This window comes from Actinomadura violacea (genome assembly GCF_017573465.1).
GTDB classification, from domain to species: Bacteria; Actinomycetota; Actinomycetes; order Streptosporangiales; family Streptosporangiaceae; genus Spirillospora; species Spirillospora violacea.
Genome location: NZ_JAGEPF010000037.1, coordinates 1 through 22,511 on the forward strand (window position 1 = coordinate 1; position 22,511 = coordinate 22,511).

Genomic DNA, 22,511 nt, shown 5'->3' on the forward strand with positions numbered 1-22,511 from the left:
CCGGCCCCCGCGCGCTGACCTTCGCCGACGCGGTCGCCGAGATCGGCCGCGCCGCCGGCCGCGAGATCACCTACATCCAGGTCGGCGCCGAAGACTACGCGGCGGCGCTGCGCGAGCACGGCCTGCCAGGCGAGGTGGTCGGCCTGCTGACCTACCTGTTCACCACGGTGCTGGACGGCCGCAACGCCGAACCCGCCGACGGCGTCCACCGCGCTCTGGGCCGCGAGGCCCGCGACTTCGCCCTCTACGCCCGCGAGACCGCCGCCACCGGCATCTGGAACGCCTGAACCTCTTCGGGAAGACGATTGGACGAGCACATGAAATTCTCTATCGCGGCCGCGTCCGCCACCCTTTCGATCATCATGGCCGCCGGCATGGCCGGGACGTTCTTCGGGTTCTCCACCGGGGTGATGCCGGGCCTGAACGGCGCCCGGCCGGCCTCGGCGATCGATGCCATGCAGACCATCAACCAGCGCATCCAGAACCCGCTGTTCGTCGGCATGTTCATGCTGCTGCCCGTGCTCGCCGCCATCACCGGCGTGCTGCTGATGACCATGCACCACAAAGCCGCCGGAATCCTGTTCCTGGCCGCCGCCGCGGTCTACGTGCTCGGCGCGCTGTTCCCCAGCTTCGCGGTGAACATCCCGATGAACAACGACCTGGACGCCGTCCACATCCCCAAGAACGCCGCCGAGGCCGCCAAGATCTGGTCGGACTACTCCGGCCGCTGGACCGCCTGGAACACCGTCCGCGCCGTGTTCTCCTGGATCAGCCTGCTCGCGATGGGCGCCGGCGCCTACCTGTGGGGCAAGACCAGCTGACCACCGCACCCCGCCCGACCCACGGCCCGCGCTCACCTGCCGAGCGCGGGCCGCGCCCGTTGTCCGCCCGTCCGGTCACCGCGGCGCGGTGAGAGGAGCGCGAGCCGGTCATGCGGGGCGGGGGCGGGTCCAGAGGAGGGTCACGGCGGCGAGTCCCGCTAGGCAGGGGGCCATGCCGAGCCAGCCGAGGGCGGGTGCCAGGCCGGTCTGGCCGGAGGTGTCCTTGGTGAGCAGGGCGATCAGGCCCGTGCACAGGCCGAGCACGAACATGGCGGTCGCGGTGGGGCGGGCCCATCGCCTGCCCGCCTTGACGGCCCGGATCGTCGCGAGCCAGGCGACGGCGCCGAGCGCTCCGATGACCGCCAGCAGGATCAGGTAGGTGGTGACGGCAGTGTCGATCCGCGCCTCGGTGTAGGTGGGATAGCCGGCCCGAATGTGGTCGGCGAGCAGGTGCGTGGTGGCGCGGTCGACGAACGGGTAGACGGCCGCCATGACGGTCAGGACGAGCCCGACGGCCATCGTCGCCAGGACCGCGCCGCGTCGCCGTTCGGTGGTCATTGCGGCGCTCCCGTCTTGAGGTCCATCGCCGCCTGGTAGAGGGCCTTGAGCGCGTCGTCGATGGGGTGGGGCTGCGGTTTGCCCGTGGCGTCGAGGGTGTGCCACCTCTGCAGGTTCACCGCGACCGCCATCTGCCGCTTGCCGTCCGCGCGGATCATGGCGAGGGCGCCGGCGCCCCAGGCCGAGCCGCCGTGCCCCCAGAAGCCGTCCGGGTCCGCGGGCTCCATCGGGTACAGGCCGAGGCCGTAGTCGATCGTCTTGCGCTCCTGGGAGATGACCGGGACGGTGCGCCGCATCTGCTCCAGCGACGACCGGCTCACGATCTCGCCGGCGAGCAGCAGGCCGAAGAAGCGGTTGAGGTCCGCGACGGTCGACACCAGCGAGGCCGCGGGCGTCACCCAGGACATGTCGAAGACGCTGTAGTCGCGCGGCGGGTCGATCATGCCGAACCACGACTCGTACATCCGCGAGTGCGGCCCGTCGATGCGCGGTTCGGCAGGGAGTTCGGTGTCGCGGAGCCCGGCGCGCTCGATGACGTTCCGGGTGATGCACTTCTCGGCCGTCATGCCGGTGATGTGCTCCAGGAGTTCGCCCAGGAGCAGGTAGTTGGTGTTGGAGTACACCCCCGGTGTGGCGCCGGGCGGGCCGGAGGCGGGTGCGCCGACGCCCATCTCGATCAGTTCGCGGCGGTGGAACGTCGTGAACCGGTGGTCGTCCAGGCTCTGCGGCCCGGTGGCGGCCGGTACGGGGAACCCCTTGAGGGAGGGGTAGGCGTAGGGCAGGTACTCCGCGAGGCCGCTGGTGTGGTTGATGAGCATCCGGACGGTGATGGCGTCGCCGCGCTCGCCGGGGACGAGGTCCGGGAGGTAGCGGCCGATCGGCGTGTCGAGGCCGATCCGTCCGGCTTCGACCTGCTGCAGGACCGCGGCGGCGGTGAAGGTCTTGGTGATGCTGCCGACCCGGTGCCGCATGCCGGTGGTCATCGGGCGGCCGCTGGCGACGTCGGCGACCCCGGCGGCGCCGCGCCAGATCTGGTCGCCGTCGCGCACCTCGGCGATCAGGCCCGGCATTCCGGCGCGGTGGACGTTCTCCAGGGCGGCGTCCAGCTCCGCCGTGTCCAACGGCTTCTCCATGCGTGCGTCCTCTCAGATCTCGTAAACCTACGCTGTAGGTTGCGATCGAACAGTAAGTTCTACGGCGTAGGTTTGGCAAGGAGGAGGAACAGACGTGACCGGACGCACACGGGGCACCTCGGCGGGGCTCGACCGGGCGCGCATCGCGGCCGCCGCCGTCGCGCTCGTCGACCGCGACGGCCTGGACCGCTTCGGGGTGCGGCGGCTCGCCGACGACCTCGGCGTCGACCCGATGTCGATCTACCACCACATCAAGGGCAAGGCGGCGCTGCTGGACGCGGTCTCCGAGGCGGTGATCGCCGAGATGGCGGCCGGCGCGGAGGAGGTGACCGGCGGCTGGGAGCAGGTCGCCCGCCGGACGGCGCACGACTACCGGCGGATGGCCTACCGGCATCCCCGCGTGTTCCCGCTGCTGGCCCTGCGCCCGCAGGGCTCGCCGGTGGCGCTGGCCGCGCTGGAGCGCCTGGTCGCCGCGATGCGCGACGCCGGACTGCCCGACCGGGTGACCGCGGACGCGCCGATGGCGCTGTTCGCCTTCCTCAACGGCTACCTGCTGGCGGTCCTCAGCGGCGACCCCGCCGGACCCGCGATCGACGCCGCCGACCACCCGGTGATGGCCGCCCTCGCGCCGCTGCAGGCCGACTTCGGGTCCCCGGCGGAGTTCGACCGCCTGCTCGACACCGTGCTGAGCGGGATCCGCGACCGGGCCGAACGGCACGAAGCCCGCTGAGGCCCGACCGCCCGTCAGGTCGCGCGGAAGGTGCGGCGGTAGGTGTCGGGCGGGACGCCGACGGTGCGGTTGAAGTGGCGGCGCAGGGTGGTGGCGGTGCCCATGCCGGTGGCCGCGGCGATGGCGTCGATGCCGTCGTCGGTGGTCTCCAGCAGTTCCTGGGCGTGCCGGATCCGCTGGGACAGCAGCCATTGCAGCGGGGTCGTGCCGGTCACCGACCGGAAGTGGCGGCCGAGGTTGCGGGGGCTCATCCGCGCCTGGCGGGCCAGGTCGTCCACGGTCAGCGGGCGGTCCAGCCGTTCGACCGCCCAGCGCAGGAGCCCGGCGATCGGATGGTCGGACGGGGCGGGGACGGGGGCGGTGACGAACTGGGCCTGGCCGCCGTCCCGGTGCGGCGCGACGACGAGCCGGCGGGCGACGGCGTTCGCGACGGCGGAGCCGTGGTCGAGGCGGACGAGATGCAGGCACAGGTCCACGGCGGCGGCCTTGCCGGCGGAGGTGAGGACGCGGCCGTTGTCCACGTAGAGGACGTCCGGGTCCACGTTCACCAGCGGGTGGCGGTCGGCCAGGGCATCGGCGTGGATCCAGTGGGTGGTGGCGCGTTCGCCGTCCAGCAGGCCGGCGGCGGCCAGGACGAACGCGCCGGTGCAGAGGGAGGCGACGCGCGCGCCCGCCTCGTACGCGGCGCGCACCGCGTCGACCAGGTCGTCGGGGGGATCGATGTCGACGTCCCAGCCCGGGACGATCACGGTGCCGGCGTCCCGCAGCCGGTCGAGGCCGTGGTCGGGTTCGAGCAGGAACCGGCCCACGCGGACGGGGCCCGGGCCGCAGACGGTGAGGTCGTAGCCGGGGGCGGCGTCGAAGATCTCGTGCGCCAGCGACAGCTCGAAGTGCAGCATCCCGTCGGTGACGGCCAGCGCGACCGTGTCCATGGCCGGAATTGTATGGATGATGGCGTTCCGGACGCTCGTGCGGAGCGCCCGCCGTCGCCAGGATGTTCGCGACGGCGGGTTCGAGCACGGGAGAAGCGCATGGCCAGGGTGGTTGTGTTCGGGGCGTACGGGCACACGGGGCGGTTCGTGGTGGCGGGGCTGCGGGAGCGCGGGTTCGTTCCGGTCCTGTCCGGGCGCGACGCGGGCAAGCTGGACGCGATGGCGCGCGAATCGGGGCTGGAGGCGCGTCCGGCGTCGGTGGACGACCCCGCGTCACTGGATCGCGCGCTGGCCGGTGCGGCCGCCGTGGTCAACTCCGCCGGGCCGTTCGCCGCGACGGCGGCGCCCGTGGTCGAGGCGGCGCTCCGCGCCGGGATCCCGTACGTGGACGTGGCGGCCGAGATCGAGGCCAACCTCGACACGTTCGCCCGCTTCGCGGATCGGGCCCGGGCGGCGGGAGCGATGGTCGTGCCCGCGATGGCGTTCTACGGCGGCCTCGGCGACCTGCTGGTCACGGCCGCGATGGGCGACTGGACGGCGGCCGATGAGGCGCACGTCGCGTACGGGCTGAGCGGCTGGCATCCCACGCCCGGGACGCGCGCCGCGGGCGCGGTCTCGCACCGGCGCCGGGACGGCCGCCGCGTTCGCTACGCGAACGGGCGGCTGGAGTACCGCGACGACGCCCCGCCGGCGCTGAAGTGGGAGTTCCCGGAGCCGATGGGGATCCGGCCGGTCATCGGCGAGTTCACGATGGCGGACGTCGTCACCGTGCCCAGCCACCTGCCGATTCCCGAGGTGCGCACGTACATGACGGTGGAGGCGGCCAGGGACCTGTCGGATCCGGAGACGCCGGCGCCGGCCGCGTCCGACGAACTGGGCAGGTCCGACCAGACCTTCGTCGTCGACGTCGTCGTGCGCGCGGGCGGCGAGGAGCGGCGCGCCGTGGCGAGCGGCCGGGACATCTACGCCGTGACCGCGCCGCTCGTGGTGGAGGCGGTCGACCGCATCCTCACCGGGCGGACGAGGGCCGTCGGGGTCGTGTCAGCGGGCGAGGTCTTCGACGCGCCGGGCTTCCTCCGCGCGCTGTCCCCGCACATCAGCGTCCGCGGGTCAGCGCTGGGAGGCCAGGAGGCTTAGGCCGCCCGTCAGTTCGCGGAGGCAGCGCACGACCAGTTCGGCGGGGGACTCGGTGGGCTCCGTCGTCGCCCAGGCTTCCAGCGAGACGCGGATCGCGCTGGTGGCCGCGGCGGCGACGAGGCGGATCTCCAGCGGGTCGGCGTCCGGGCCGGCCAGCCGGCCGAGCACGGGGAGCAGTTTCTCCTCCGAGTCGGCGTTCACCTGGCACCAGACGGCCCGCAGGGCGGGGTCGTCCTGGGCGGCGCGCAGCAGGCCGCGCGTCCAGCGCAGCCCTTCCTCGGCCGTGCCGTCGCCCGCGGACAGGGATGCGACGGCCGCGGATTCCAGGGCCCGGGCGAGCCCCATGTCCGGGTCGGTCTCGGCGAGCAGCGCGCGCCAGCGGTCGCCGCCGGTCGACAGCAGCGGCCCGACCGCGTCCTGCTTGTTGCGGAAGTACCGGTAGAAGGTGCGCAGCGCGACGCCGGCGCGGCCGGCGATCTCCTCGGCGGTGGTGGCATCGGGGCCCTTGTCGGCGAACAGCTCCGCCGCCGCGCGGGCGATGTCGAGTTGCGTCGCGGCCTTGCGGCGCTCGGTCAGCGAGCGGGGCGTCCCGTCCTGGTCCATGGAGGGAATCCTACGTCCGGCAGGGACAGGAAGGCATGATGAGTCACACTGACAAAATGTGCCACCTTGACGTATCGTGGACATAAAGGGGCCCCGACCGGGCCCGCTCTCCACACCACGGACATGGGAGACGACATGGACCGCTACAGCGGACGTCGGGCACTCGTCACCGGCGGCGGCTCGGGCATCGGCCAGGCCACCGTGCTGCGCATCCTCGCGGAGGGCGGCGACGTCGTCGCCGCGGACGTGAGCGAGGCGGGCCTCAAGGACACCGTCGCCAAGGCCGGCGCCGACGCCGGGCGCCTGAGCACGGTCGTCGTGGACATCTCGGACGAGGCGTCCGTGCGCGCCGCCGTCGCCGCGGCGCTGTCGACCCTCGGCGGCCTGGACGTGCTGGTCAACGCGGCCGGCATCCTGCGCTCCTCGCACACCCACGAGACGTCCCTCGCCGACTTCACCAAGGTGATCACCGTCAACCTGACCGGCACCTTCCTGATGATCCGCGAGACGATCCCCGCGCTGCTGGAGGGGAACGCGCCGGCGGTGGTCAACTTCAGCTCGACCTCCGCGATGTTCGCGCACCCCTACATGGCGGCCTACGCGGCGAGCAAGGGCGGCATCCAGTCGATGACGCACGCGCTGGCCTCCGAGTACGCCAAGCAGGGCATCCGGTTCACGGCCGTCCAGCCCGGCTCGATCTCGTCCGGCATGACGGACGGGTCGGGGGAGAGCCGGCAGAGCCAGGGCCCGGGCCTGCCCGAGGACGCCGACATGAGCCTGTTCATGAAGCTCGCGCCGGCGCTCGGTAAGGGGTTCGCCGGTCCGGAGGCGGTGGCGGGCGTCGTCGCGATGCTCGCGTCGGCGGACGGTGCGTTCATCACCGGGACCGAGGTCCGCATCGACGGCGGCACCCACTTCTGACCGTCCGGCCACGGGCGCGCGGCCGGACCCTCAGCCGCGCCTCCCGTGCGGGAGGAGCAGGCCGGTCAGGGCGAGGGCCAGGGCGAGCCCGGCGGCGATGAGGAAGACCCGCTCGTAGCCGGCGGCCCTCGTCGCGCTGCCGGCGGCGGTGGTGAGCACGGCCAGGCCGACCGATCCGCCGACCTGGCTCGCGGTCTGGGCGAGGCCGCCGATGGCGCCCGCGTCGTCCTCGGGCACGCCTGCGGTCGTCGCCGCCATGAGGGTGGGGAAGGTCAGCCCGATGCCGGCCGCGATGAGGAGCGTGGGCCCGAGGACGCCGGTGAGGTAGGCGCTGCCGGCGCCGGCCTGGGAAAGCCAGCCGAAACCCGCCACGAAGCAGGCGGCGCCGGCCGTGATCAGGGGCCGCACGCCCGCGCGCGGCAGGAGCCCGGCGGCCTGCCGCGCGGTGAGCACGAACGTCACCGCGGCGGGGGTCTGGCCGAGCCCGGCCTGGAGCGCGCCGTAGCCGAGGACGTCCTGCAGGAACAGCGCGGTGAAGTACCACATCGCGATGGCGATCCCGCCGAAGATCAGCAGCATGCCGTTGCCGGCGGCCACGCCGCGGACGCGCAGCAGCCGGAGCGGCATCGTCGGCCGGGCGGCGAACTGCGCCTCCACCAGGACGAAGGCGGCGAGCAGGAGCACGCCGCCGGCGGCCGGCCCGAGGACCTGCGGGGACGTCCAGCCGTGGTCGGTGCCCTGCATGACCCCGTAGATCAGCGCGGCCAGGCCGGCGGTCCCGGTGGCGGCGCCGGCGAGGTCGAGCGGCTCCCGGCGGCCGGTGCGCGCGCCGGGCAGCGCCACCAGCGCGACCCCGACCAGCACGGCGCCGATCGGCACGTTGATCAGGAACACCCAACGCCAGGACAGGCCGGAGGTGAGGGCGCCGCCCGCGACGGCTCCGGCGGTGCCGCCGACGCCGCCGGCGGCGGACCAGGCGCCGAACGCGCGGGCGCGCTCGCGGCCCGCGGCGAAGCCGGTGTTGATCACGGCCAGCGTGGCGGGGGCCAGCAGGGCGGCGCCCATGCCCTGCGCGACGCGGGCCGCGACGAGGACCGCGGGGACCGTCGCCAGGCCGCCGGCCAGGCTCGACGCGGAGAACAGCACCAGCCCGGTGGCCAGCGTCCGGCGGTGCCCGTACAGGTCGGCGGCGCGCCCGCCGAGCAGCATGAACCCGGCGAAGGCGAGCAGGTAGCCGTTCACCACCCAGGCCAGGCCGGCGGGCGGGAAGCCGAGGTCCCGGTCGACCGACGGCAGGGCGACGTTCACGATGGACGAGTCCAGGATCACCATGAACTGGCCGGCGCACGCCAGCGCCAGGACGAGCCAGGCGGGTCTGGTGCCGGCGGGCGCCGGGGTGCCGGTCGTGCCGTCGCGGGCGACGGCGCTCTTCGCGGTCATGCGGGCTCCTCGACTAGGATTTAGTTATGCGGATAACGTTATTCGCATAATAGTTATCCGCATAACTAACCTGTCAAGGAGCGCCCGTGGACTTCGACCGAGCCGACGCCCTCAACCAGGCCATCCGCCTGCTGAGCCTGCGCCACCGGGCCCGGACCGCCGAACTCCTGGCCCCGCTCGGCCTGCATCCCGGCCAGGAGGCGCTGCTGCTCGAACTCGCCCGCACCGGCCCGATGATCCAGGCCGGGCTCAGCGAGGCGCTCGGCGTCGAGCGGCCCAGCATCACGCTCATGGCCCGCAAGCTCGAAGCCGCCGGACACGTCAGCCGCACGCCCGCGCCGGACGACCAGCGCGCCACCGTCGTCGAGCTCACCGACGCCGGCCGGGCCCTGGCCGACCGGGTCAAGGAGCTGTGGTGCGCCCTGGCGGAGGAGACCGTGGCCGGCCTGCCCGCCGCGACGGTGGACGGACTGCCCGCCCTCCTCGGCGCCCTGACCGGCAACGTCGACGCCAAGCGCCGCCGCGCCGGAGGGTGATCAGACGACCTCGAGGTTCGCCATCATCCCCATGTCCTCGTGCTCGGCGTTGTGGCAGTGGAAGAGGTACCGGCCGCGGTATCCGTCGAAGCGGGTGATGATCTCCACCGCCTCGCCGGGGCGCAGCGACACGGTGTCCTTGAGGCCCGCGTCGTGCGGCAGCGGCGGCCCGCCGTCGCGCGACAGCACCCGGAAGCCGACCAGGTGCAGGTGGACGGGGTGGTGGACGTCGGCGACCAGCCGCCACACCTCCACGTCGCCGAGCCGGACGGTGACGTCGGTGCGCGCCGGGTCGAACGCCCTGCCGCCGATCAGCCAGCCGTGGCCGCCGTCCATCCGGCCGGCGCGGAACGAGAAGTCGCGCACCCGGACGGCCTCGGACCGGCGCCACACCGGCACGTCGGACGACAGCACGCGCGGGACGCGGCTGCCGTCCCGCGCCTTGCGCGCGACGCGGAACGCCATCACGTCGCGGGTGCGGCCGGAGCCGAGCCGGTTGACGACCCGGACCCGGCCGCCGACCGGCACGCGCGCGAAGTCGATGACCAGGTCGTAGCGCTCGGCCGGCGCGATCGGCAGCGACCGGTGGACGACCGGCGCCGCGAGCAGCCCCTGGTCGGCGCCGACCTGGACGAGGTCGAGCCGGCGCCCGTCGTCGGTGACCGCTTCGAGGTCGTAGTGCCGGGCGTTCGAGGCGTTCAGGACGCGCAGCCGGTACCGGGCGGCGTCGACCTCGTGCACGGGCCACGGCGCGCCGTTGACCAGGATCACGTCGCCGAGGACGCCCGCGAGGTAGGGCTCCTGGACGCCGGGCCGCTCGCGCAGGGAGGGGTCGAGGGCCGGGTAGCGCAGGCGGCCGCCGGCGCCGAACGCCCGGTCGGTGATCATGAGGGGCAGCTCGCGGTCCCCTGCGGGCAGGCCGAGCGCGTCCTCGGCGTCGTCGCGGACGATGTGCAGGCCGGCGAGGCCCCGCCAGATCGCGGGGGCGGTGAAGTCCATCCGGTGGTCGTGGTACCAGAGCAGCGTCGGCCGCTGGTCCAGGGGGAACGTGTAGTCGCGCACGAGCCTGGTCTCGGCGGCCCTCGGGTCGTGCATCGAGGGCATCCCGCTCATGTGCATGCCGTGGGCGCCGCCAGGCCATGCTTTCGGCAGGACGAGGTCGGTCGGGTAGCCGTCGGACGCCGCCGGGGTCCGCCCGCCGTGCAGGTGGACGACGGTCGGGACCGGCAGCTCGTTGCGGTGCCGCACGGTGACGGGCCGCCCGCGGCGCGACTCGATCGTCGGGCCCGGGAAGGTGCCGTCGTACGTCCACAGCGGCGTCCGCGTACCGGGCAGGATCTCCGCGGTCGTCTCGCGCTGGGTGATCTCGTACCGGTCGATGCCGCCCGCCGTGCCGACCGGCTTCAGGACGGACGGGACCGGCAGCGGCACCTGGAACGGGGGCGGCAGCGGCACCTCGCTGCGCAGCGCGGCGCCGGTGCGGGGCGGCCGGCGGGCGAGGGCGTGCGCGGTCGTGAGGCCGGTGAACGCCACCAGCCCGAGCGCTCCGCCGGCGCTCAGGACGTGGCGTCTGGCCAGGTCGCGGGCGCGGGCGGGCCGGTCGTCGGCGTGTTCACTCATCGTCGTCCTCCTGCCGCTCCGGGGCCGCCGCCGCGGGCCGCGGGGTCTCCGGTCGCCGTTCGAGGGGGCGGCGCCATACGCCGACGAACTGCACGGCGAGCGCGGCGATGGTCGCCACGCCCAGCGGCAGGTGCAGCCACAGCGCGCCGTCCATCCCGGCGAAGTACTGGACGGTCTCCGCCGCGACCAGCGCGAGCGTGCCGAGGAACGGCCCGGGCCGGCGCAGCCGGACCCAGACCGCGATGGCCACGATCAGCTGGACGTAGCCGATGGACGTGGTGATGTTCGCGCCGGCCAGGTGCAGGCGCAGCCCGTCGTAGTCGCCGCTCAGGAACACGCCGGCGAACACCGGCTGCCCGGAGATCGCGACGACGTGCGCGCTGACGACGGCCCGGAGGACCCAGGCGGAGGGTCTCGTCCGGGGCGCGGCATCGGGCCGGGCCGGCGGCGCGGGGCGGATCTCGTCGGCCGCGGTGGCCATGGGGCGGCCCTCCTCGTTCTCTCTCGGTTCGGCGGGCATCACGACGCTATGACGGGAGAGTTATCCTGTCTAAGATCAATATTGCTATGACGTTATGATTCGCGAGGCATGGGCCGATGGACCTGAACATGCTCAGGCAGTTCCTCGTGGTGGCGCGGCTGGAGCACCTCAGCCGCGCGGCCGACGAGCTGCGCATTGCCCAGCCGTCGCTGAGCCGCACCATCGCGCGGCTGGAGGGCGAGCTCGGCACGCCGCTGTTCGACCGGGCCGGGCGGCTCCGGCTGAACGACACCGGGCGGCTGTTCCGCGAGCACGTCGAACGCGGCCTCGGCGAGCTGGAAGCGGGCCGTCGGGCCGTCGCGGAGGCCGCCGGCGAGGGATTCGGCACCGTCCGGCTGGCGTCGGAGACCTTCCTCACCTTCACCGGGCCGCTCGCGGCCTACAAACGGGCGCATCCCGATGTCGAGGTCGAGCTGCACCAGAGGCCCGCCGCGGACATGGCCCGCAGCCTGCACGCCCAGGAGGTCGACCTCTGCGTCGCCTCGCAGCCGATCCCGGCCGACGGCCTGGAGTCGGCCGAGCTGCTCGACGAGGAGGTGTGGCTGGCCACGCCCCTCGACCATCCGCTGGCGGGCCGCACCTCGGTGAGCGTCGACGAGCTGGCCGGCCGGCCGTTCATCGCCGCCCACCGGGGGCACTGGCAGCGCCGGCTCATCGACCGGCTGTTCGCCGCGCGCGGCCTCGTCCCGAAGATCGTCTGCGAGGGCGACGAGGTGGGCGCCATCGCCGAGCTGATCATCGCGGGGCTCGGCATCAGCCTCGTCCCGGCCCTCGCCCGCGCCTCGGCCTCGATGGCCCCCGTCTCGTGGATCACCGTCGACAGCCCCGACTGCCGCCGCACGCTCACCCTGTACTGGGGCGCGGGCCGCCGGCTCTCGCCCGCCGCCCGCCTGATGCACACCGCGATCCGCGACTGGGACTGGCCGGGCGGTGCACCGCGGGAGCGTCGCTGACCGGCACGCCCGCCCGGGGCGTTTGGTATACCATTCGGTATGACTGTTGCGATCGTGCGGAATGTGCGCCCCTGGGGCGGCGCGGCCGCGGACGTCATCATCGACGGCACGCGGATCCGGGAGGTGCGCCCCGCCTCGCCCGCCGAGCCGGGGACCGGCGGCGAGAGCGTCGACGGGCGCGGGCTCCTGGCGCTGCCGGGGTTCGTCAACGCCCACGCGCATGTGGACAAGAGCTGGTGGGGCCTGCCGTGGGTGCCGTACGGCGGCGAGCCGACCACGCGGGGACGGATCGCCCACGAGCGGGCCGAGCGGGGACGGCTCCGGCTGCCGAGCGCCGACGGCGCCACCGCGGTGCTGCGCGAGTTCCTCCGGCACGGCACGACGGCGACGCGCACGCACGTGGACGTCGACCTCGGCGTCGGCCTGCGCGGCATCGAGGCGGTGCGCGAGGCCGCGGACCGCCTCGGCGGCGCCGTCGACGTGGAGATCGTGGCGTTCCCGCAGGACGGCGTGATGCGCCGTCCGGGCGTGCTCGACCTGCTGGACGCGGCGGCGGCCGCCGGCGCGGCGGGCATCGGCGGCATCGACCCGGCCGGCATCGACCGCGACCCGGTCGCGCAGCTCGACGGCCTGTTCGCGATCGCCGAGCGCCGCGGCGTCGGGCTCGACATCCACCTGCACGACAGGGGAGAGCTCGGCGCGTTCCAGTTCGAGCTCATCATCGACCGGACGCTGCGCGCGGGCCTGCAAGGGCGGGTGACGATCTCGCACGGGTTCGCGCTCGGGGAGCTGCCCGAGCCGCGGCGGCTCGAACTGCTCGACCGGTTCGCCGAGGCCGGGATCTCGTGGGCGACGGTCGCGCCGCCCGCGACGGCCCCGCTGCCGTGGCGGGAGATGGCGGCCCGCGGCATCGGGATCGGGCTCGGCACCGACGGCATCCGCGACCTGTGGTCGCCGTTCGGCGACGGCGACATGCTCGGCATCGCGCTCGGCTTCGCGCGCCTGCACGGGGCGCGCACCGACGAGGACCTGACGGCCGCGGTCGCGCTGGCGTCCTCGCAGGCGAGCCCGTTCGTCCACCGCGACCTGCACGATCTGGCCACCGGCGCCCCAGCCGACCTGGTGCTCATCGACGCGGAGAACGTCCCCGACGCGCTCGTGCGCGCGCCCCGGCGCGCGCTCGTGATCGCGGGCGGCCGGGTCGTCGCCCGCGACGGGGACGTCCTGCTTTGACCTCGGCTCCCCCGGCGGCGCCGGCGGGGGCGGCCGGCGGCGGGCCGGGCCTGCGCGCCGCGCTGGCCTCCCTGCGGGGCAACCGGCCGTTCCGGCGGCTGTGGCTGTCCAACGTGTTCTTCTTCGGCGGCGTGTGGACGCAGTCGCTGGTGCTCGGATGGCTGGCGTTCGAGGCGACGCACTCGGAGTTCCTCGTCGCGGTGTTCACCGCGGCCCGGCTCGCGCCGATGTTCCTCGGCCCGGTGGCGGGCGCGTTCGCCGACCGGCACAACCGGGTGCGGCTGCTGATCGTCGCCTGCGGGTGGGCCACCGGCGCGCTCGCCGTGGTGGCGTCGCTGGCGACGGCGGGCCTGCTGCCGTACTGGGGCGTCGTCGCGGGCGGGCTCGCCATCGGGTTCGCCCAGTCGCCGTCGCAGCCGGCCCGCGCCTCGCTGGTCCTGGAGCTGGTCGGCCGGGAGAACCTGTCCACCGCCAACGCGCTGAACTCCATGGCGATGAACATGACGCAGGTGATCGGCCCCGGGCTCGGCGGCGCGCTGATCGCGGCGATCGGCGCGCCGGCCGCGCTGTGGGTGTCGACGGCCTGGTACGGCGTCTCGCTCCTGCTGCTCCTGCCCCTGCGCGGCTACGGGACGGTCGTGCGGGACGGGGCGCAGTCGGTGTCGGCGATGGTCGCGGGCGGGTTCCGGAGCATCGGACGCAACCGGCTCGCGGTGGCGGTGCTGCTGGTGACGCTCGCGGCGAACACGCTGCTGTGGCCGGTGTACCAGTCGTTCATGCCGGTGTTCGCCGACGAGTCGCTGGGGCTGGACGCCGCGGGCCTCGGCGCGCTCCTGACCTGCTGCGGCGTCGGCGGCCTGGTCGGTTCGCTGGTCATCGCGGGCCTGGGCGACTTCCGGTGCAAGGGCGGCGTGTTCGTCGTCGGCACGGCGGTCTGGGCCGGGTTCTGGGCGCTGTTCGCGCTGTCGCGCTCGGTGCCGCTGTCGCTGGTCCTGATGGGGTTGATCGGGCTGAGCAGCGCGGCGTTCGGGGTGCTGCAGACGACGCTGCTGCTGATGACGACCGAGCCGTCCGTGCACGGCCGGGCGCTGGGACTGCAGGAACTCGCCATCGGCATCATGCCGGTCGCGACGCTCGTGCTCGGTGCGATCGCGGAGCGGGCGGGGGTGGCGCGGACCGTCTTCGGCGCCGCGCTGATCCTCATCGCCGCGCTGGCGGTGCTCGCGGCGCGCGTCCCGGCGCTGCTGGCCTTCAGCGGCCGGAAGCCCGGCTGACCTGGGGCTCAGCCCGCGTCGTCACGGGCGGCGCGGGCCTCGTCGTGCAGGCGGCGACCGTCGTGCAGGCGGCGTCCGGTCTCCAGGTGGCGCAGCGCCAGCTCCTCGACCTCGGCGGTGTCGCGCCGCGCGAGCGCCTCGTACAGCCGCTCGTGCTCCTCGGCGACGCGCAGCAGGTCGTCGTGCTGCCCGAGCAGCCAGCGCATGCGGCTGCGCAGGACGAGCTCCAGCTCGTCGAGCAGCTGGTTGCCCGCCAGTTCGGTGACGCACTCGTGGAAGTCGGCGGCGGCGCGGCGCGCGGCCACGGCCTCGCCGGAACGGGCGGCGGCCAGCTCGGCGTCCAGCGCGGCGCGCAACCGCGCCAGCCCGGGACGGGTGTGGCGCTGCGCCGCCAGCTTGAACGTCAGCACCTCCAGCGCCGACCGCACCTCGTTGAGGTCGGCGATGTCGCTCGGCGTGAACTCGCGGACGACCGCCCACGTGCGCGGGCGCAGCGTGACGAGCCCTTCGGAGACGAGCGTCTTCAGCGCGTCGCGCACCGGCACCCGGCTCACCCCGAGCTCGGCCGCGAGATCGCGCTCGACGAGCCGGCTGCCCGGCGGGCGGACGCCGTCGAGGATGTCGTCGCGGATCAGCCGGGCCACCCGCGCCGATTCGGCCTCGCCACCGCCCTGCGCGCCGGCCCGCGCGCCGTCCTCGGGCACGAAATCCTCCTCAGCGGCGTTTGGTATACCAAACGGGATTTTGGTATCCCATTCTATCCGTCAGCGAAGAACGGAGCCGTTGTGGCAGACCGTATCCCGCCGCGCCGGACGCCGCGGCCCAGGTCCAGGAGAGGCTTCATCATGATCACCGCCGGGCTCCTCGCGGGCGTCGCGGCGATGTCGGCGTCCTGCTCGGCCTCAGAGCCCGCCTCGGCGGAGGGCGGGCCGTCGCGTTCCGCGTCGGCGCCCGCACGCACGACCGGCACACATGCGGACGCGACCGCGAAGCTCGCCGCCGCCGTCGCGCGCGGCGACACCTCCGCCGCGGCCGCGGCCGTGAAGGCGGGCGCGGACCTGGAGGTGCGGGACGGCGACGGCCGTACGCCCCTGGTCGCCGCCACCAAGGCGCGCAAGACGGACATGGCCCGTCTGCTCCTCGACGCCGGAGCCGACCCCAACGCCAAGGACGGCATCCAGGACTCCGCGTTCCTCTACGCCGGCGCAGAGGGCCTCAACGACATCCTCCGGCTGACCCTCGCGCACGGCGCGGACGTGAAGAGCACCAACCGCTACGGCGGGACGGCGCTCATCCCCGCCGGCGAGCACGCGCACGTCGAGACCGTCCGGATCCTGCTGAAGGCCGGCGTGCCCGTGAACCACGTCAACGATCTCTCCTGGACCGCCCTGCACGAGGCCATCGTCCTGGGGAACGGGGACCGGGACCACGTGACGGTGGTCGGGCTGCTCCTGGCCGCGGGCGCCGACCCGTCGATCCGCGACGGGCAGGGCGTCCTGCCCCGCGACCTGGCGGCCCAGCGCGGCTACCAGGACATCGTCAAGGCGATCGACCAGGCGTCCTGAGGCGCCCAGGGCGCGGGGCGTCACCGGGCCGCGCGGCGGCGCAGCGCGGCGTAGGTCCGCAGGATCGCGGGGACGAGCGCGTACACGACGGTGGGCACGACGACGCCGGTCACCACGAGCGTCCGGACGGGCAGCGACAGCGAGCCCAGCAGGGGGCCCAGCAGGATCTGCGTGGCCATGATCATGACGTAGACGGCCAGCCAGGTGAACGCGGCGCGCAGGTGGACCGAGGGCAGTGCGGACGGGGTCATGACGTCTCCTCGCGGTTCGGCGAAACTCCAACTCGTGAGTTGGAGTTTGCCACATCCGCGGCCGGATTCCAACCCATCAGTTGGATTTCCGCCGTATGCTCGGGTCATGGCATGGGACACCGAGAGGACAAGGCGGCTCATCCTCGACGCCGCGGTCGGCGAGTACGCCGCCCACGGGCCCGAGGCGGCCCGCATGGACCGCATCGCCGCGACCGCCGGGGTGAACAAGGAGCGGATCTACTCCTACTTCGGCAACAAGCGGCAGCTGTTCGCGATCGTGCTGACCGCCGAGCTGGAGCGCCTCGCCGAAGCCGTCCCGCTGGACGAGCAGGTCGCCTCCGACCTGGGCGAGTACGCCGGACGCGTGTTCGACTACCACCGCGCGCACCCGCACTTCGTCCGGCTGCTGCACTGGGAGGGCCTCCACACCGCCGAAGGCGAGCCCGTCGCGGCCGAGGCCGAGCGGACCGCGCACTACGCCGAGAAGATCGCCGCCCTGACCGCGGCGCAGGCGGCCGGGAACCTGGACGTCCGGCTCGCCCCCCAGGAGCTGCTGTACGCCGTCATCGTCCTGGCCGGCTGGTGGTTCGCCACCCCCCAGCTGCGCCGCATGCTGATGCCCGCCCTCAACGACGACCCGGACGGCCAGCGCGCCGCGCTCGTCCGCCTCGTCCGCGTCCTCGGGGACCCGGCGCAGTGACCGCCGGACAGATCACCTACGCCTGGCGCGACCCGATCACCGACGCCGAGATGGTCGACCTCGTCCGGTCGCACGGCGGGGACGCCGTCGCCGGCTGGTGGGACAGGATCCACCGGCACAGCCTCGGCTGGGTGAGCGCCCGCGACGCCGCCGGGACCCTCGTCGGATTCGTGAACGTGGCGTGGGACGGCGGCGACCACGCCTTCCTGATCGACACCAAGACGCGCGGCTCGTACCAGCACCGCGGCATCGGCACGGCGGTCGTCCGGCTGGCGGCGGAGCACGCGCGGGCGGCGGGCTGCGAATGGCTCCATGTCGACTTCGAGCCGCACCTGCGGCGGTTCTACTTCGACGCCTGCGGCTTCCGTCCCACGGAGGCCGGGCTGGTCCATCTCCCTTCCGCGAGCGGCTAGACCTGCGCGGTCGCGAGCCCGGCGTCCTATGGCGACGTCACCGCGGTTCAGCGACGACTTCGTCCTCACGCAGGCGTCGCTCTACTGGTTCACGCGCACGATCTCGACGTTGTTCCGTCCGTACGACGAGTACGCCGCGGGGCTGACGCAGAGGGTGGAGCGCGTGGACGTCCCGACGGCCGTCGCGCTGTTCCCCGCCGACCTCACGGACTTCCTCCGGCCCTGCCGCTGAACGCGAGCGCCCGCGCGGGGTTGGTCTCGAAGATCGCGGTGGCGACGCCCCGGCCGAGCTGGGCCTCCACGCGGGGGCGGAGGACGCGGAGCAGGTGCGGCATGCCGGGGGTGTCGGGCGTCGTGGTGTCGCCGCCCATGAGGACACGGTCGGTGTGCCCGGCCTCGGCGAGGGCCGCCAGGACGTCGAACAGGCGCCAGTCGGTGGCGTGGTGCGCGCGGGACGGGCCGTCGAAGCACAGGTAGGCGCCCGCTTCGGCGGCCCGGCGGTGGATCCAGGGGTCGGGCGAGCGGTTGAGGTGGCTGAGGATCACCCGGTCCGGCGGGACGCCGAGGGACCCGCAGAGCAGGTCGAGGACGTCGAGGGCCGCGGTGCCCTCCTCCAGGTGGACGCCGATGGGGGCGCCCGTGGCGTTGGACGCCTCGGCGGCGGCGGCCATGGTGTGCCGGGCGTGCTCGTCGAGGCCGTGGAAGCCGCCCGCCACCTTGATCATCCCAGCGGGCCCGTCGGTGAGCTCGCGGTGGAAGAGCGCGGCGAGGCCGGGGCGGATCCGGGCGAGGAGGCCGGGGTCGTAGTGGACGGCCTGGTGGAGGCCCGTCGCGGCGATGATGTGGACGCCGGTGGCGGCGGACAGTTCGGCCAGTTCCTTCGTGCGGCGGCCGAGGCCGTAGGGGGTCCAGTGGGCGATGGTCCGGCCGCCGAGGCCGGCGAAGGCCCGGAGGCGGGCGGCGGCGTGCGCCGGGTCGTCGAGTTCCCGGCCCGGCAGCCGCGGTGTGCGGAGGAACAGGTGGTCGTGGGCGTCGCAGACACCCAGGTCGGCGGAGGCGACGTCGCCGAGGACGGTCCGGACCCTCACCGGGCTTCGGCCAGGGCCGCGGCGGCGACGCGCAGTCCGGCGAGCGCCTTCGGAACGCCGACGTACGGCGCGAGGTGGACGAACGTCTCGATGATCTCCTCGCGGGTCATGCCGAGCCGCACGCAGGTCCGGACGTGCCCGGTGAGCTGCGGGTCGACGCCGCCGAGCGTGGTGAGCGCGGCGAGGTTGAGCAGCTGGCGGTCGCGCAGGGACAGGCCGGGGCGCTGGTAGGTGCCGCCGAACAGGCTGGTGACGACCCAGTCGGCGAAGCCCGGCGCGAGGTCCTCCAGCGCGGGGAACGTGGCCTGCCGGGTGGTCTCGTCCTGCAGGACGTCCAGCAGGCGGTGGCCTTCGGCACGGTCGAGGGTGGCTTCGGTGAGGTCCACGGGCGCTCCTTGTAACGGGTCAGGCGTTACACGCTAGCGTAACGGGCAGGGCGTTACAATCGGGCCATGGCAACGAACGATCCGGCGGCGTTCCGGCTCGACTGCGGCGCGACCTGGCTGAACCTGCTGGCCACGAAGGGCCGGGCGTTCGGCGCGCGGCCGGTCGAGCGGATCCCCGACGTACCGCGGTTCGCGCGCTGGCTCGAGGCCTGCGAGCTGGCCCCGGTCCGCCCCGTGGGGCCCGCCGAGCTCGAACGGGCCCGGTGGCTGCGCGAGGTGCTGCGCCCGATCGCGCTGGCGACCGTCGACGGCGAGGCCCCGGCCGGCGGCGACGTCCAGGAGCTCGCCGGCTTCCTGGCGGCGGCCGCGGACCCCGTCGTCCTCGCCGTGGACGGACGCCTCGTCCGGGCCGCCCCGGACGACGGCGGCGCCGCGCTCGGCCGGATCGCGCGCCAGGCCGCCGACCAGCTGACCGGTCCCGAGCGGGCCTTCCTGAAGGTCTGCCCCGAGGACGACTGCCGCGGCGTGTTCGCCGATCCCGCGGACCGGCGCCGCTGGTGCCCGTCGCCCGCGTGCGCCAGCCGCGGGCGCGTCCGTGCGCTGCGGGCGCGCCGGGGCGCGGAAGGCGGATAGCCGCGGGTGCAACCGGGGCCCGCGGGGCGGGGTTCATGGGGGCGTTGCACGCCGTGGCGGCGTGCGCGCTCACGAAAGGGGAACCCCATGGACCTGCAGCTCAGCGGACGGGTGGCGGTCGTCACCGGCGCCTCCAAGGGCATCGGGCTGGCGGTCGTGCGGACGCTGCTGGACGAGGGCGCCCGCGTGGTCGCCGTGTCCCGCAAGCCCGGGCCGGAGCTCGACGCGCTCGCCGGGCCGAACCTGGTGCACGTCGCCGCCGACCTGATGGACCCGGCCGCGCCGGGCCTCGCCGTCGAGCAGGCCGTCGAGGCGTTCGGGCGGCTGGACATCCTGGTCAACAACGCGGGCGGCCCGCCGCCCGGCGCGGTGATGCCCCGGTTCGGGTTCGGGTCGCTGACGGACGGCGACTGGGCGGACACGTTCGAGTTCAACGTGATCGCGGTGGTCCGGGCCGTCCGGGCGGCGATCCCGCACCTGCTGGAGAGCGACGCGGCGGCGGTCGTCAACGTGTCGTCGGTGAACGGGCGCCGCCCGGGGCCGATGAACTTCGACTACAACGCGGCGAAGGCGGCGCTGACCAACCTGGCGAAGGGCCTGTCGGAGGAGTTCGGGCCGCAGGGGATCCGGGTGAACACGGTGTCGCCCGGCCCGGTCCGGACGGCGTGGTGGACCGAGGAGGGCGGCGCGGCGGACGTCATCGCGCAGGCCACCGGCTCGGACCGGGACGCGGTCCTGAACGGCGGCGCCGCGCAGATGATGAGCCTGACCACCGGCCGGATGGCCGAGCCGCAGGAGGTCGCGGACGCGGTGGCGCTGCTGGCCTCGCCGCGGTCCGCGAGCACGACGGGCGCGGAGGTCGTGGTCGACTCGGGCTTCCTCAAGGAACTCTGAGCCATAAGCAATCCTGCTTGAGTTCATAAGATCCATCTCTTTGACGTATGGACAGCCGGTGACCAGGATGGGTGGTGAGCGAACGGCGAAGACGCGAAGGGGGCCACGATGAGCGCGTACGGGACGGTACGGGGAGCGGTGTTCGAGCCGGGCGACGACGGCTACGACGCGGAGCGGACCGGCTTCCAGACCGCGAGCCCGCACCGTCCCGCGGTGATCGTCGTGGCCGAGGACGTCGAGGACGTGCGCGCCGCCGTCGAGCACGCCGCCGCGCACGGCCTGCCCGTCGCCGTGCAGAACACCGGCCACGGGCTCCCGCTCCCCGCCGACGGCGGGCTGCTGATCGCCACCCGGAAGACGACCGGCGTGGAGATCGACCCGGAGGCGCGGACGGCCCGGATCGAGGCCGGCGTCCGGTGGGCGCAGGTCGTCGCGGCGGCCGCGCCGCACGGGCTCGCGCCGCTGAGCGGGTCGTCGCCCGGCGTCGGCGCGGTGTCCTACACGCTCGGCGGCGGCGTCGGCCTGATGTCGCGGCGGTACGGGTTCGCGGCGGACCACGTCCGGTCGATCGACGTGGTCACCGCGGACGCGGAGCTCCGGCACGTCACACCGGACACCGACCCGGACCTGTTCTGGGCGCTGCTCGGCGGCCGCGCCAACTTCGGCGTGGTCACGGGCCTGGAGATCGGCCTGCTGCCGGTCGCGCGGCTGTTCGGCGGCGGCCTGTACTTCGACGCCGGCCTGATCCCCGCGGTGATGGACGCCTGGCGGGAGTGGACGCGGACCGTCCCGGACGAGATGACGTCGTCCGTCGCGCTGATGCCGGTGCCGGACGTCCCGGTCTTCCCGGAACCGCTGCGCGGCCGCCATATCGCCCACATCCGGATCGCCTACACCGGCGACGCCGCGGACGGCGAGCACCTCATCGCGCCGCTGCGCGCGATCGGACCGCGCCTCATCGACACGGTCGGCGAGATGCCGTACACCGACTCCGGGCTGATCCACAACGAGCCGCCCGTCCCGATGGCGTACCGGGCGACGAACGCCGCGGTCGACGAGCCGGCCGGCGACCTCGTCCGCGACCTGCTCGCCCTCGCCGGCCCGGGTGCGCCCGACCGGACGATCGTGGAGATCCGGCACCTCGGCGGGGCGATGGCGAAGCCGCCGGCCGTCCCGAACGCGGTCGGCAACCGCGACGCCGGGTACCTGGTCGGCCTGCTGTCCAAGCTCGGCCCTGACGCCGATCCCGTCGTCGACGCGCTGCACGGCCGGTTCGGCGGGCTGCTCGCCGGGCGGTCGCGCGGGCAGGTGCTGAACTTCCTGTTCGGCGGCAACGCGACGCCCGACCAGGTCCGCGCCGCCTACGAGCCGGAGACCTACCGGCGGCTCGCCGGGCTGAAGGCCCGGTACGACCCGGCGAACCTGTTCCGGCTGAACCACAACATCCCGCCCGCCTGAGACGCGAGGCCCCGCACGGCGGACGCGCCCTCCGGGCCCTCACGCCCCGCGCCTCCGTTCCGGGCAGCCGGAACGGGGGTTCCCGGGCGCATCAGCCGTCGTAGGGACGGACGGAGCGGGCGTCGCGCAGCGCGTGCCCCCACCAGGCGAGCTGATCGAGCATGCCCTTCGCCGCCGTGCCCGCACCGTCCGCGTCGACGGGCCGGCCGTCCGCGCCGAACCCGTTCCACGGAGCGTGGAAGCTGACGGTGTCGCGCATCGTGACGGCGTGCAGCTCGGCGAAGACGCCGCGCAGGTGCTCGACGGAGCGCAGCCCGCCCGAAACCCCGCCATAGGACACGAACGCGACCGGCTTGGCGCGCCACTCGTGGAAGTGGGTGTCGATCAGGTTCTTCAGCGTGCCGGGGAAGCTGTGGTTGTACTCGCAGGCCACGACCACGAACGCGTCGGCCGCCTGGAGCTTGCGGGTGGTCTCGTCGAAACCGTCGGGCGCGGGTGCGCCGAGCCGGCTCGGCGGCGGCGCGTCCGCCACGTCCACCAGGTCGAGGACGAGGTCGTCCCGCTGCGCGGCCTGCTCGGCGAACCAGGCGGTGACGGTCGGGCCGAAGCGTCCCTCGCGGGTGCTGGCGGTGATGACGGCGACGCGGAGCGGTGTGTTTTCCATGGCCTCGACGTTAGGAACGGGCCAACG

Annotated in this window: 27 protein-coding genes and 1 pseudogene; 16 read left to right on the forward strand and 12 right to left on the reverse strand. The window is 74.2% G+C overall.

From position 1 onward, the window contains the following. Together J4709_RS44260 and J4709_RS44265 are read left to right on the forward strand one after the other, a co-directional pair. Nucleotides 1-287, forward strand: a pseudogene (locus J4709_RS44260) (NmrA family transcriptional regulator); the annotation flags it as partial. Between the two features lie 30 nt (nucleotides 288-317). Beyond that, nucleotides 318-821, forward strand: coding sequence for an anthrone oxygenase family protein (locus tag J4709_RS44265; RefSeq protein WP_208251267.1), 504 nt, complete (start codon nucleotides 318-320; stop codon nucleotides 819-821). A gap of 108 nt (nucleotides 822-929) precedes the next feature. Here J4709_RS44265 and J4709_RS44270 read toward each other — a convergent pair whose 3' ends face one another. After that, the gene (locus J4709_RS44270) at nucleotides 930-1,379 is read right to left on the reverse strand and encodes a hypothetical protein (RefSeq protein ID WP_208251269.1); all 450 of its coding nucleotides are present in this window, start codon (nucleotides 1,377-1,379) and stop codon (nucleotides 930-932) included. Continuing rightward, nucleotides 1,376-2,512, reverse strand: a complete 1,137-nt coding sequence (locus J4709_RS44275) for a serine hydrolase domain-containing protein (RefSeq protein ID WP_208251270.1) — start codon at nucleotides 2,510-2,512, stop codon at nucleotides 1,376-1,378. Before J4709_RS44275 ends, J4709_RS44270 begins: the two co-directional genes overlap by 4 nt. 94 nt (nucleotides 2,513-2,606) lie before the next feature. Between J4709_RS44275 and J4709_RS44280 the strand changes: the two genes are divergently transcribed. Then, nucleotides 2,607-3,242, forward strand: a complete 636-nt coding sequence (locus J4709_RS44280; RefSeq protein WP_208251273.1) for a TetR/AcrR family transcriptional regulator — start codon at nucleotides 2,607-2,609, stop codon at nucleotides 3,240-3,242. Between the two features lie 14 nt (nucleotides 3,243-3,256). Here J4709_RS44280 and J4709_RS44285 read toward each other — a convergent pair whose 3' ends face one another. Beyond that, nucleotides 3,257-4,174 (reverse strand): helix-turn-helix domain-containing protein, encoded by a 918-nt coding sequence (locus tag J4709_RS44285; protein ID WP_208251275.1) that lies wholly within the window; start codon nucleotides 4,172-4,174, stop codon nucleotides 3,257-3,259. A gap of 99 nt (nucleotides 4,175-4,273) precedes the next feature. Here J4709_RS44285 and J4709_RS44290 point away from each other — a divergent pair, with 99 nt between their 5' ends. Continuing rightward, nucleotides 4,274-5,311 carry a saccharopine dehydrogenase NADP-binding domain-containing protein gene (locus tag J4709_RS44290; RefSeq protein WP_208251278.1) on the forward strand — a complete coding sequence of 346 codons (1,038 nt, stop codon included), beginning with the start codon at nucleotides 4,274-4,276 and terminating at the stop codon, nucleotides 5,309-5,311. On the opposite strand, the gene J4709_RS44295 is transcribed toward J4709_RS44290, so the two are convergent. Then, nucleotides 5,285-5,914 (reverse strand): TetR family transcriptional regulator, encoded by a 630-nt coding sequence (locus J4709_RS44295; protein WP_208251279.1) that lies wholly within the window; start codon nucleotides 5,912-5,914, stop codon nucleotides 5,285-5,287. The genes J4709_RS44290 and J4709_RS44295 overlap by 27 nt on opposite strands. 123 nt (nucleotides 5,915-6,037) lie before the next feature. Here J4709_RS44295 and J4709_RS44300 point away from each other — a divergent pair, with 123 nt between their 5' ends. Further along, on the forward strand, nucleotides 6,038-6,835 hold the full coding sequence (locus tag J4709_RS44300; protein WP_232384994.1) for an SDR family NAD(P)-dependent oxidoreductase: 798 nt from the start codon (nucleotides 6,038-6,040) through the stop codon (nucleotides 6,833-6,835). Between the two features lie 30 nt (nucleotides 6,836-6,865). Here the strand turns inward: J4709_RS44300 and J4709_RS44305 are convergent, their stop codons facing one another. Further along, entirely contained in the window at nucleotides 6,866-8,275 is a 1,410-nt protein-coding gene (locus J4709_RS44305) for an MFS transporter (RefSeq protein ID WP_208251281.1), read from the reverse strand. Between the two features lie 86 nt (nucleotides 8,276-8,361). On the opposite strand from J4709_RS44305, the gene J4709_RS44310 reads away from it, so the two are divergent. Next, nucleotides 8,362-8,811, forward strand: coding sequence for a MarR family winged helix-turn-helix transcriptional regulator (locus J4709_RS44310; protein WP_208251282.1), 450 nt, complete (start codon nucleotides 8,362-8,364; stop codon nucleotides 8,809-8,811). On the opposite strand, the gene J4709_RS44315 is transcribed toward J4709_RS44310, so the two are convergent. Next, on the reverse strand, nucleotides 8,812-10,431 hold the full coding sequence (locus tag J4709_RS44315; protein ID WP_208251285.1) for a multicopper oxidase family protein: 1,620 nt from the start codon (nucleotides 10,429-10,431) through the stop codon (nucleotides 8,812-8,814). It abuts the gene before it with no gap. Then, a complete protein-coding gene (locus J4709_RS44320; RefSeq protein ID WP_208251287.1) occupies nucleotides 10,424-10,912 on the reverse strand; it encodes a hypothetical protein in 489 nt (162 codons plus the stop codon). Before J4709_RS44320 ends, J4709_RS44315 begins: the two co-directional genes overlap by 8 nt. A 128-nt stretch (nucleotides 10,913-11,040) precedes the next feature. On the opposite strand from J4709_RS44320, the gene J4709_RS44325 reads away from it, so the two are divergent. The 3 genes from J4709_RS44325 to J4709_RS44335 are packed head-to-tail and all read left to right on the forward strand — an operon-like array spanning nucleotide 11,041 to nucleotide 14,432. Further along, nucleotides 11,041-11,925 (forward strand): LysR family transcriptional regulator, encoded by an 885-nt coding sequence (locus J4709_RS44325; RefSeq protein WP_232384995.1) that lies wholly within the window; start codon nucleotides 11,041-11,043, stop codon nucleotides 11,923-11,925. 39 nt (nucleotides 11,926-11,964) lie between these two features. Then, complete coding sequence (locus tag J4709_RS44330) at nucleotides 11,965-13,158, forward strand: amidohydrolase (protein ID WP_208251292.1); 1,194 nt, start codon at nucleotides 11,965-11,967, stop codon at nucleotides 13,156-13,158. Next, the gene (locus J4709_RS44335) at nucleotides 13,155-14,432 is read left to right on the forward strand and encodes an MFS transporter (protein WP_208251294.1); all 1,278 of its coding nucleotides are present in this window, start codon (nucleotides 13,155-13,157) and stop codon (nucleotides 14,430-14,432) included. Before J4709_RS44330 ends, J4709_RS44335 begins: the two co-directional genes overlap by 4 nt. A gap of 8 nt (nucleotides 14,433-14,440) precedes the next feature. On the opposite strand, the gene J4709_RS44340 is transcribed toward J4709_RS44335, so the two are convergent. Beyond that, on the reverse strand, nucleotides 14,441-15,136 hold the full coding sequence (locus J4709_RS44340) for a GntR family transcriptional regulator (RefSeq protein ID WP_307802073.1): 696 nt from the start codon (nucleotides 15,134-15,136) through the stop codon (nucleotides 14,441-14,443). 141 nt (nucleotides 15,137-15,277) lie between these two features. Here J4709_RS44340 and J4709_RS44345 point away from each other — a divergent pair, with 141 nt between their 5' ends. Next, the gene (locus J4709_RS44345) at nucleotides 15,278-15,997 is read left to right on the forward strand and encodes an ankyrin repeat domain-containing protein (RefSeq protein ID WP_208251296.1); all 720 of its coding nucleotides are present in this window, start codon (nucleotides 15,278-15,280) and stop codon (nucleotides 15,995-15,997) included. A gap of 20 nt (nucleotides 15,998-16,017) precedes the next feature. On the opposite strand, the gene J4709_RS44350 is transcribed toward J4709_RS44345, so the two are convergent. Then, a complete protein-coding gene (locus J4709_RS44350; protein ID WP_208251298.1) occupies nucleotides 16,018-16,248 on the reverse strand; it encodes a hypothetical protein in 231 nt (76 codons plus the stop codon). Between the two features lie 106 nt (nucleotides 16,249-16,354). Here J4709_RS44350 and J4709_RS44355 point away from each other — a divergent pair, with 106 nt between their 5' ends. The 3 genes from J4709_RS44355 to J4709_RS44365 are packed head-to-tail and all read left to right on the forward strand — an operon-like array spanning nucleotide 16,355 to nucleotide 17,593. Next, on the forward strand, nucleotides 16,355-16,948 hold the full coding sequence (locus tag J4709_RS44355) for a TetR/AcrR family transcriptional regulator (RefSeq protein WP_208251299.1): 594 nt from the start codon (nucleotides 16,355-16,357) through the stop codon (nucleotides 16,946-16,948). Then, entirely contained in the window at nucleotides 16,945-17,361 is a 417-nt protein-coding gene (locus tag J4709_RS44360; protein ID WP_307802074.1) for a GNAT family N-acetyltransferase, read from the forward strand. Before J4709_RS44355 ends, J4709_RS44360 begins: the two co-directional genes overlap by 4 nt. A gap of 28 nt (nucleotides 17,362-17,389) precedes the next feature. Next, complete coding sequence (locus J4709_RS44365) at nucleotides 17,390-17,593, forward strand: hypothetical protein (protein ID WP_208251301.1); 204 nt, start codon at nucleotides 17,390-17,392, stop codon at nucleotides 17,591-17,593. Here the strand turns inward: J4709_RS44365 and J4709_RS44370 are convergent. Together J4709_RS44370 and J4709_RS54180 are read right to left on the reverse strand one after the other, a co-directional pair. Next, on the reverse strand, nucleotides 17,565-18,449 hold the full coding sequence (locus J4709_RS44370; RefSeq protein ID WP_208251302.1) for a phosphotriesterase family protein: 885 nt from the start codon (nucleotides 18,447-18,449) through the stop codon (nucleotides 17,565-17,567). The genes J4709_RS44365 and J4709_RS44370 overlap by 29 nt on opposite strands. After that, nucleotides 18,446-18,835 (reverse strand): carboxymuconolactone decarboxylase family protein, encoded by a 390-nt coding sequence (locus J4709_RS54180; protein WP_208251304.1) that lies wholly within the window; start codon nucleotides 18,833-18,835, stop codon nucleotides 18,446-18,448. The genes J4709_RS44370 and J4709_RS54180 overlap by 4 nt, the downstream gene beginning before the upstream one ends. Before the next feature lie 66 nt (nucleotides 18,836-18,901). Here J4709_RS54180 and J4709_RS44380 point away from each other — a divergent pair, with 66 nt between their 5' ends. The 3 genes from J4709_RS44380 (at nucleotide 18,902) to J4709_RS44390 (ending at nucleotide 21,820) form a co-directional block, all read left to right on the forward strand. After that, on the forward strand, nucleotides 18,902-19,468 hold the full coding sequence (locus J4709_RS44380; protein ID WP_208251308.1) for a CGNR zinc finger domain-containing protein: 567 nt from the start codon (nucleotides 18,902-18,904) through the stop codon (nucleotides 19,466-19,468). An 87-nt stretch (nucleotides 19,469-19,555) separates the two neighbouring features. Continuing rightward, nucleotides 19,556-20,362: an SDR family NAD(P)-dependent oxidoreductase gene (locus tag J4709_RS44385; protein WP_208251310.1), complete on the forward strand. Its 807-nt coding sequence runs from the start codon at nucleotides 19,556-19,558 to the stop codon at nucleotides 20,360-20,362. 108 nt (nucleotides 20,363-20,470) lie between these two features. After that, a complete protein-coding gene (locus tag J4709_RS44390; RefSeq protein WP_208251312.1) occupies nucleotides 20,471-21,820 on the forward strand; it encodes an FAD-binding oxidoreductase in 1,350 nt (449 codons plus the stop codon). Nucleotides 21,821-21,911: 91 nt separating this feature from the next. Here J4709_RS44390 and J4709_RS44395 read toward each other — a convergent pair whose 3' ends face one another. Continuing rightward, complete coding sequence (locus J4709_RS44395; protein WP_208251314.1) at nucleotides 21,912-22,484, reverse strand: NADPH-dependent FMN reductase; 573 nt, start codon at nucleotides 22,482-22,484, stop codon at nucleotides 21,912-21,914. Nucleotides 22,485-22,511 lie beyond the last annotated feature (27 nt).

Excerpts from the sequence above, each read along its gene's own strand:
- J4709_RS44320 (WP_208251287.1), bottom strand. The coding sequence starts at position 10,912 with ATGGCCACCGCGGCCGACGAGATCCGCCCCGCGCCGCCGGCCCGGCCC.
- J4709_RS44295 (WP_208251279.1), bottom strand. The coding sequence starts at position 5,914 with ATGGACCAGGACGGGACGCCCCGCTCGCTGACCGAGCGCCGCAAGGCC.
- J4709_RS44325 (WP_232384995.1), top strand. The coding sequence starts at position 11,041 with ATGCTCAGGCAGTTCCTCGTGGTGGCGCGGCTGGAGCACCTCAGCCGC.
- J4709_RS44270 (WP_208251269.1), bottom strand. The coding sequence starts at position 1,379 with ATGACCACCGAACGGCGACGCGGCGCGGTCCTGGCGACGATGGCCGTC.
- J4709_RS44330 (WP_208251292.1), top strand. The coding sequence starts at position 11,965 with ATGACTGTTGCGATCGTGCGGAATGTGCGCCCCTGGGGCGGCGCGGCC.
- J4709_RS44385 (WP_208251310.1), top strand. The coding sequence starts at position 19,556 with ATGGACCTGCAGCTCAGCGGACGGGTGGCGGTCGTCACCGGCGCCTCC.
- J4709_RS44390 (WP_208251312.1), top strand. The coding sequence starts at position 20,471 with ATGAGCGCGTACGGGACGGTACGGGGAGCGGTGTTCGAGCCGGGCGAC.
- J4709_RS44315 (WP_208251285.1), bottom strand. The coding sequence starts at position 10,431 with ATGAGTGAACACGCCGACGACCGGCCCGCCCGCGCCCGCGACCTGGCC.
- J4709_RS44290 (WP_208251278.1), top strand. The coding sequence starts at position 4,274 with ATGGCCAGGGTGGTTGTGTTCGGGGCGTACGGGCACACGGGGCGGTTC.
- J4709_RS44395 (WP_208251314.1), bottom strand. The coding sequence starts at position 22,484 with ATGGAAAACACACCGCTCCGCGTCGCCGTCATCACCGCCAGCACCCGC.
- J4709_RS44355 (WP_208251299.1), top strand. The coding sequence starts at position 16,355 with ATGGCATGGGACACCGAGAGGACAAGGCGGCTCATCCTCGACGCCGCG.
- J4709_RS44285 (WP_208251275.1), bottom strand. The coding sequence starts at position 4,174 with ATGGACACGGTCGCGCTGGCCGTCACCGACGGGATGCTGCACTTCGAG.
- J4709_RS44305 (WP_208251281.1), bottom strand. The coding sequence starts at position 8,275 with ATGACCGCGAAGAGCGCCGTCGCCCGCGACGGCACGACCGGCACCCCG.
- J4709_RS44345 (WP_208251296.1), top strand. The coding sequence starts at position 15,278 with ATGATCACCGCCGGGCTCCTCGCGGGCGTCGCGGCGATGTCGGCGTCC.
- J4709_RS44265 (WP_208251267.1), top strand. The coding sequence starts at position 318 with ATGAAATTCTCTATCGCGGCCGCGTCCGCCACCCTTTCGATCATCATG.
- J4709_RS44300 (WP_232384994.1), top strand. The coding sequence starts at position 6,038 with ATGGGAGACGACATGGACCGCTACAGCGGACGTCGGGCACTCGTCACC.
- J4709_RS44365 (WP_208251301.1), top strand. The coding sequence starts at position 17,390 with ATGGCGACGTCACCGCGGTTCAGCGACGACTTCGTCCTCACGCAGGCG.
- J4709_RS44275 (WP_208251270.1), bottom strand. The coding sequence starts at position 2,512 with ATGGAGAAGCCGTTGGACACGGCGGAGCTGGACGCCGCCCTGGAGAAC.
- J4709_RS44380 (WP_208251308.1), top strand. The coding sequence starts at position 18,902 with ATGGCAACGAACGATCCGGCGGCGTTCCGGCTCGACTGCGGCGCGACC.
- J4709_RS44350 (WP_208251298.1), bottom strand. The coding sequence starts at position 16,248 with ATGACCCCGTCCGCACTGCCCTCGGTCCACCTGCGCGCCGCGTTCACC.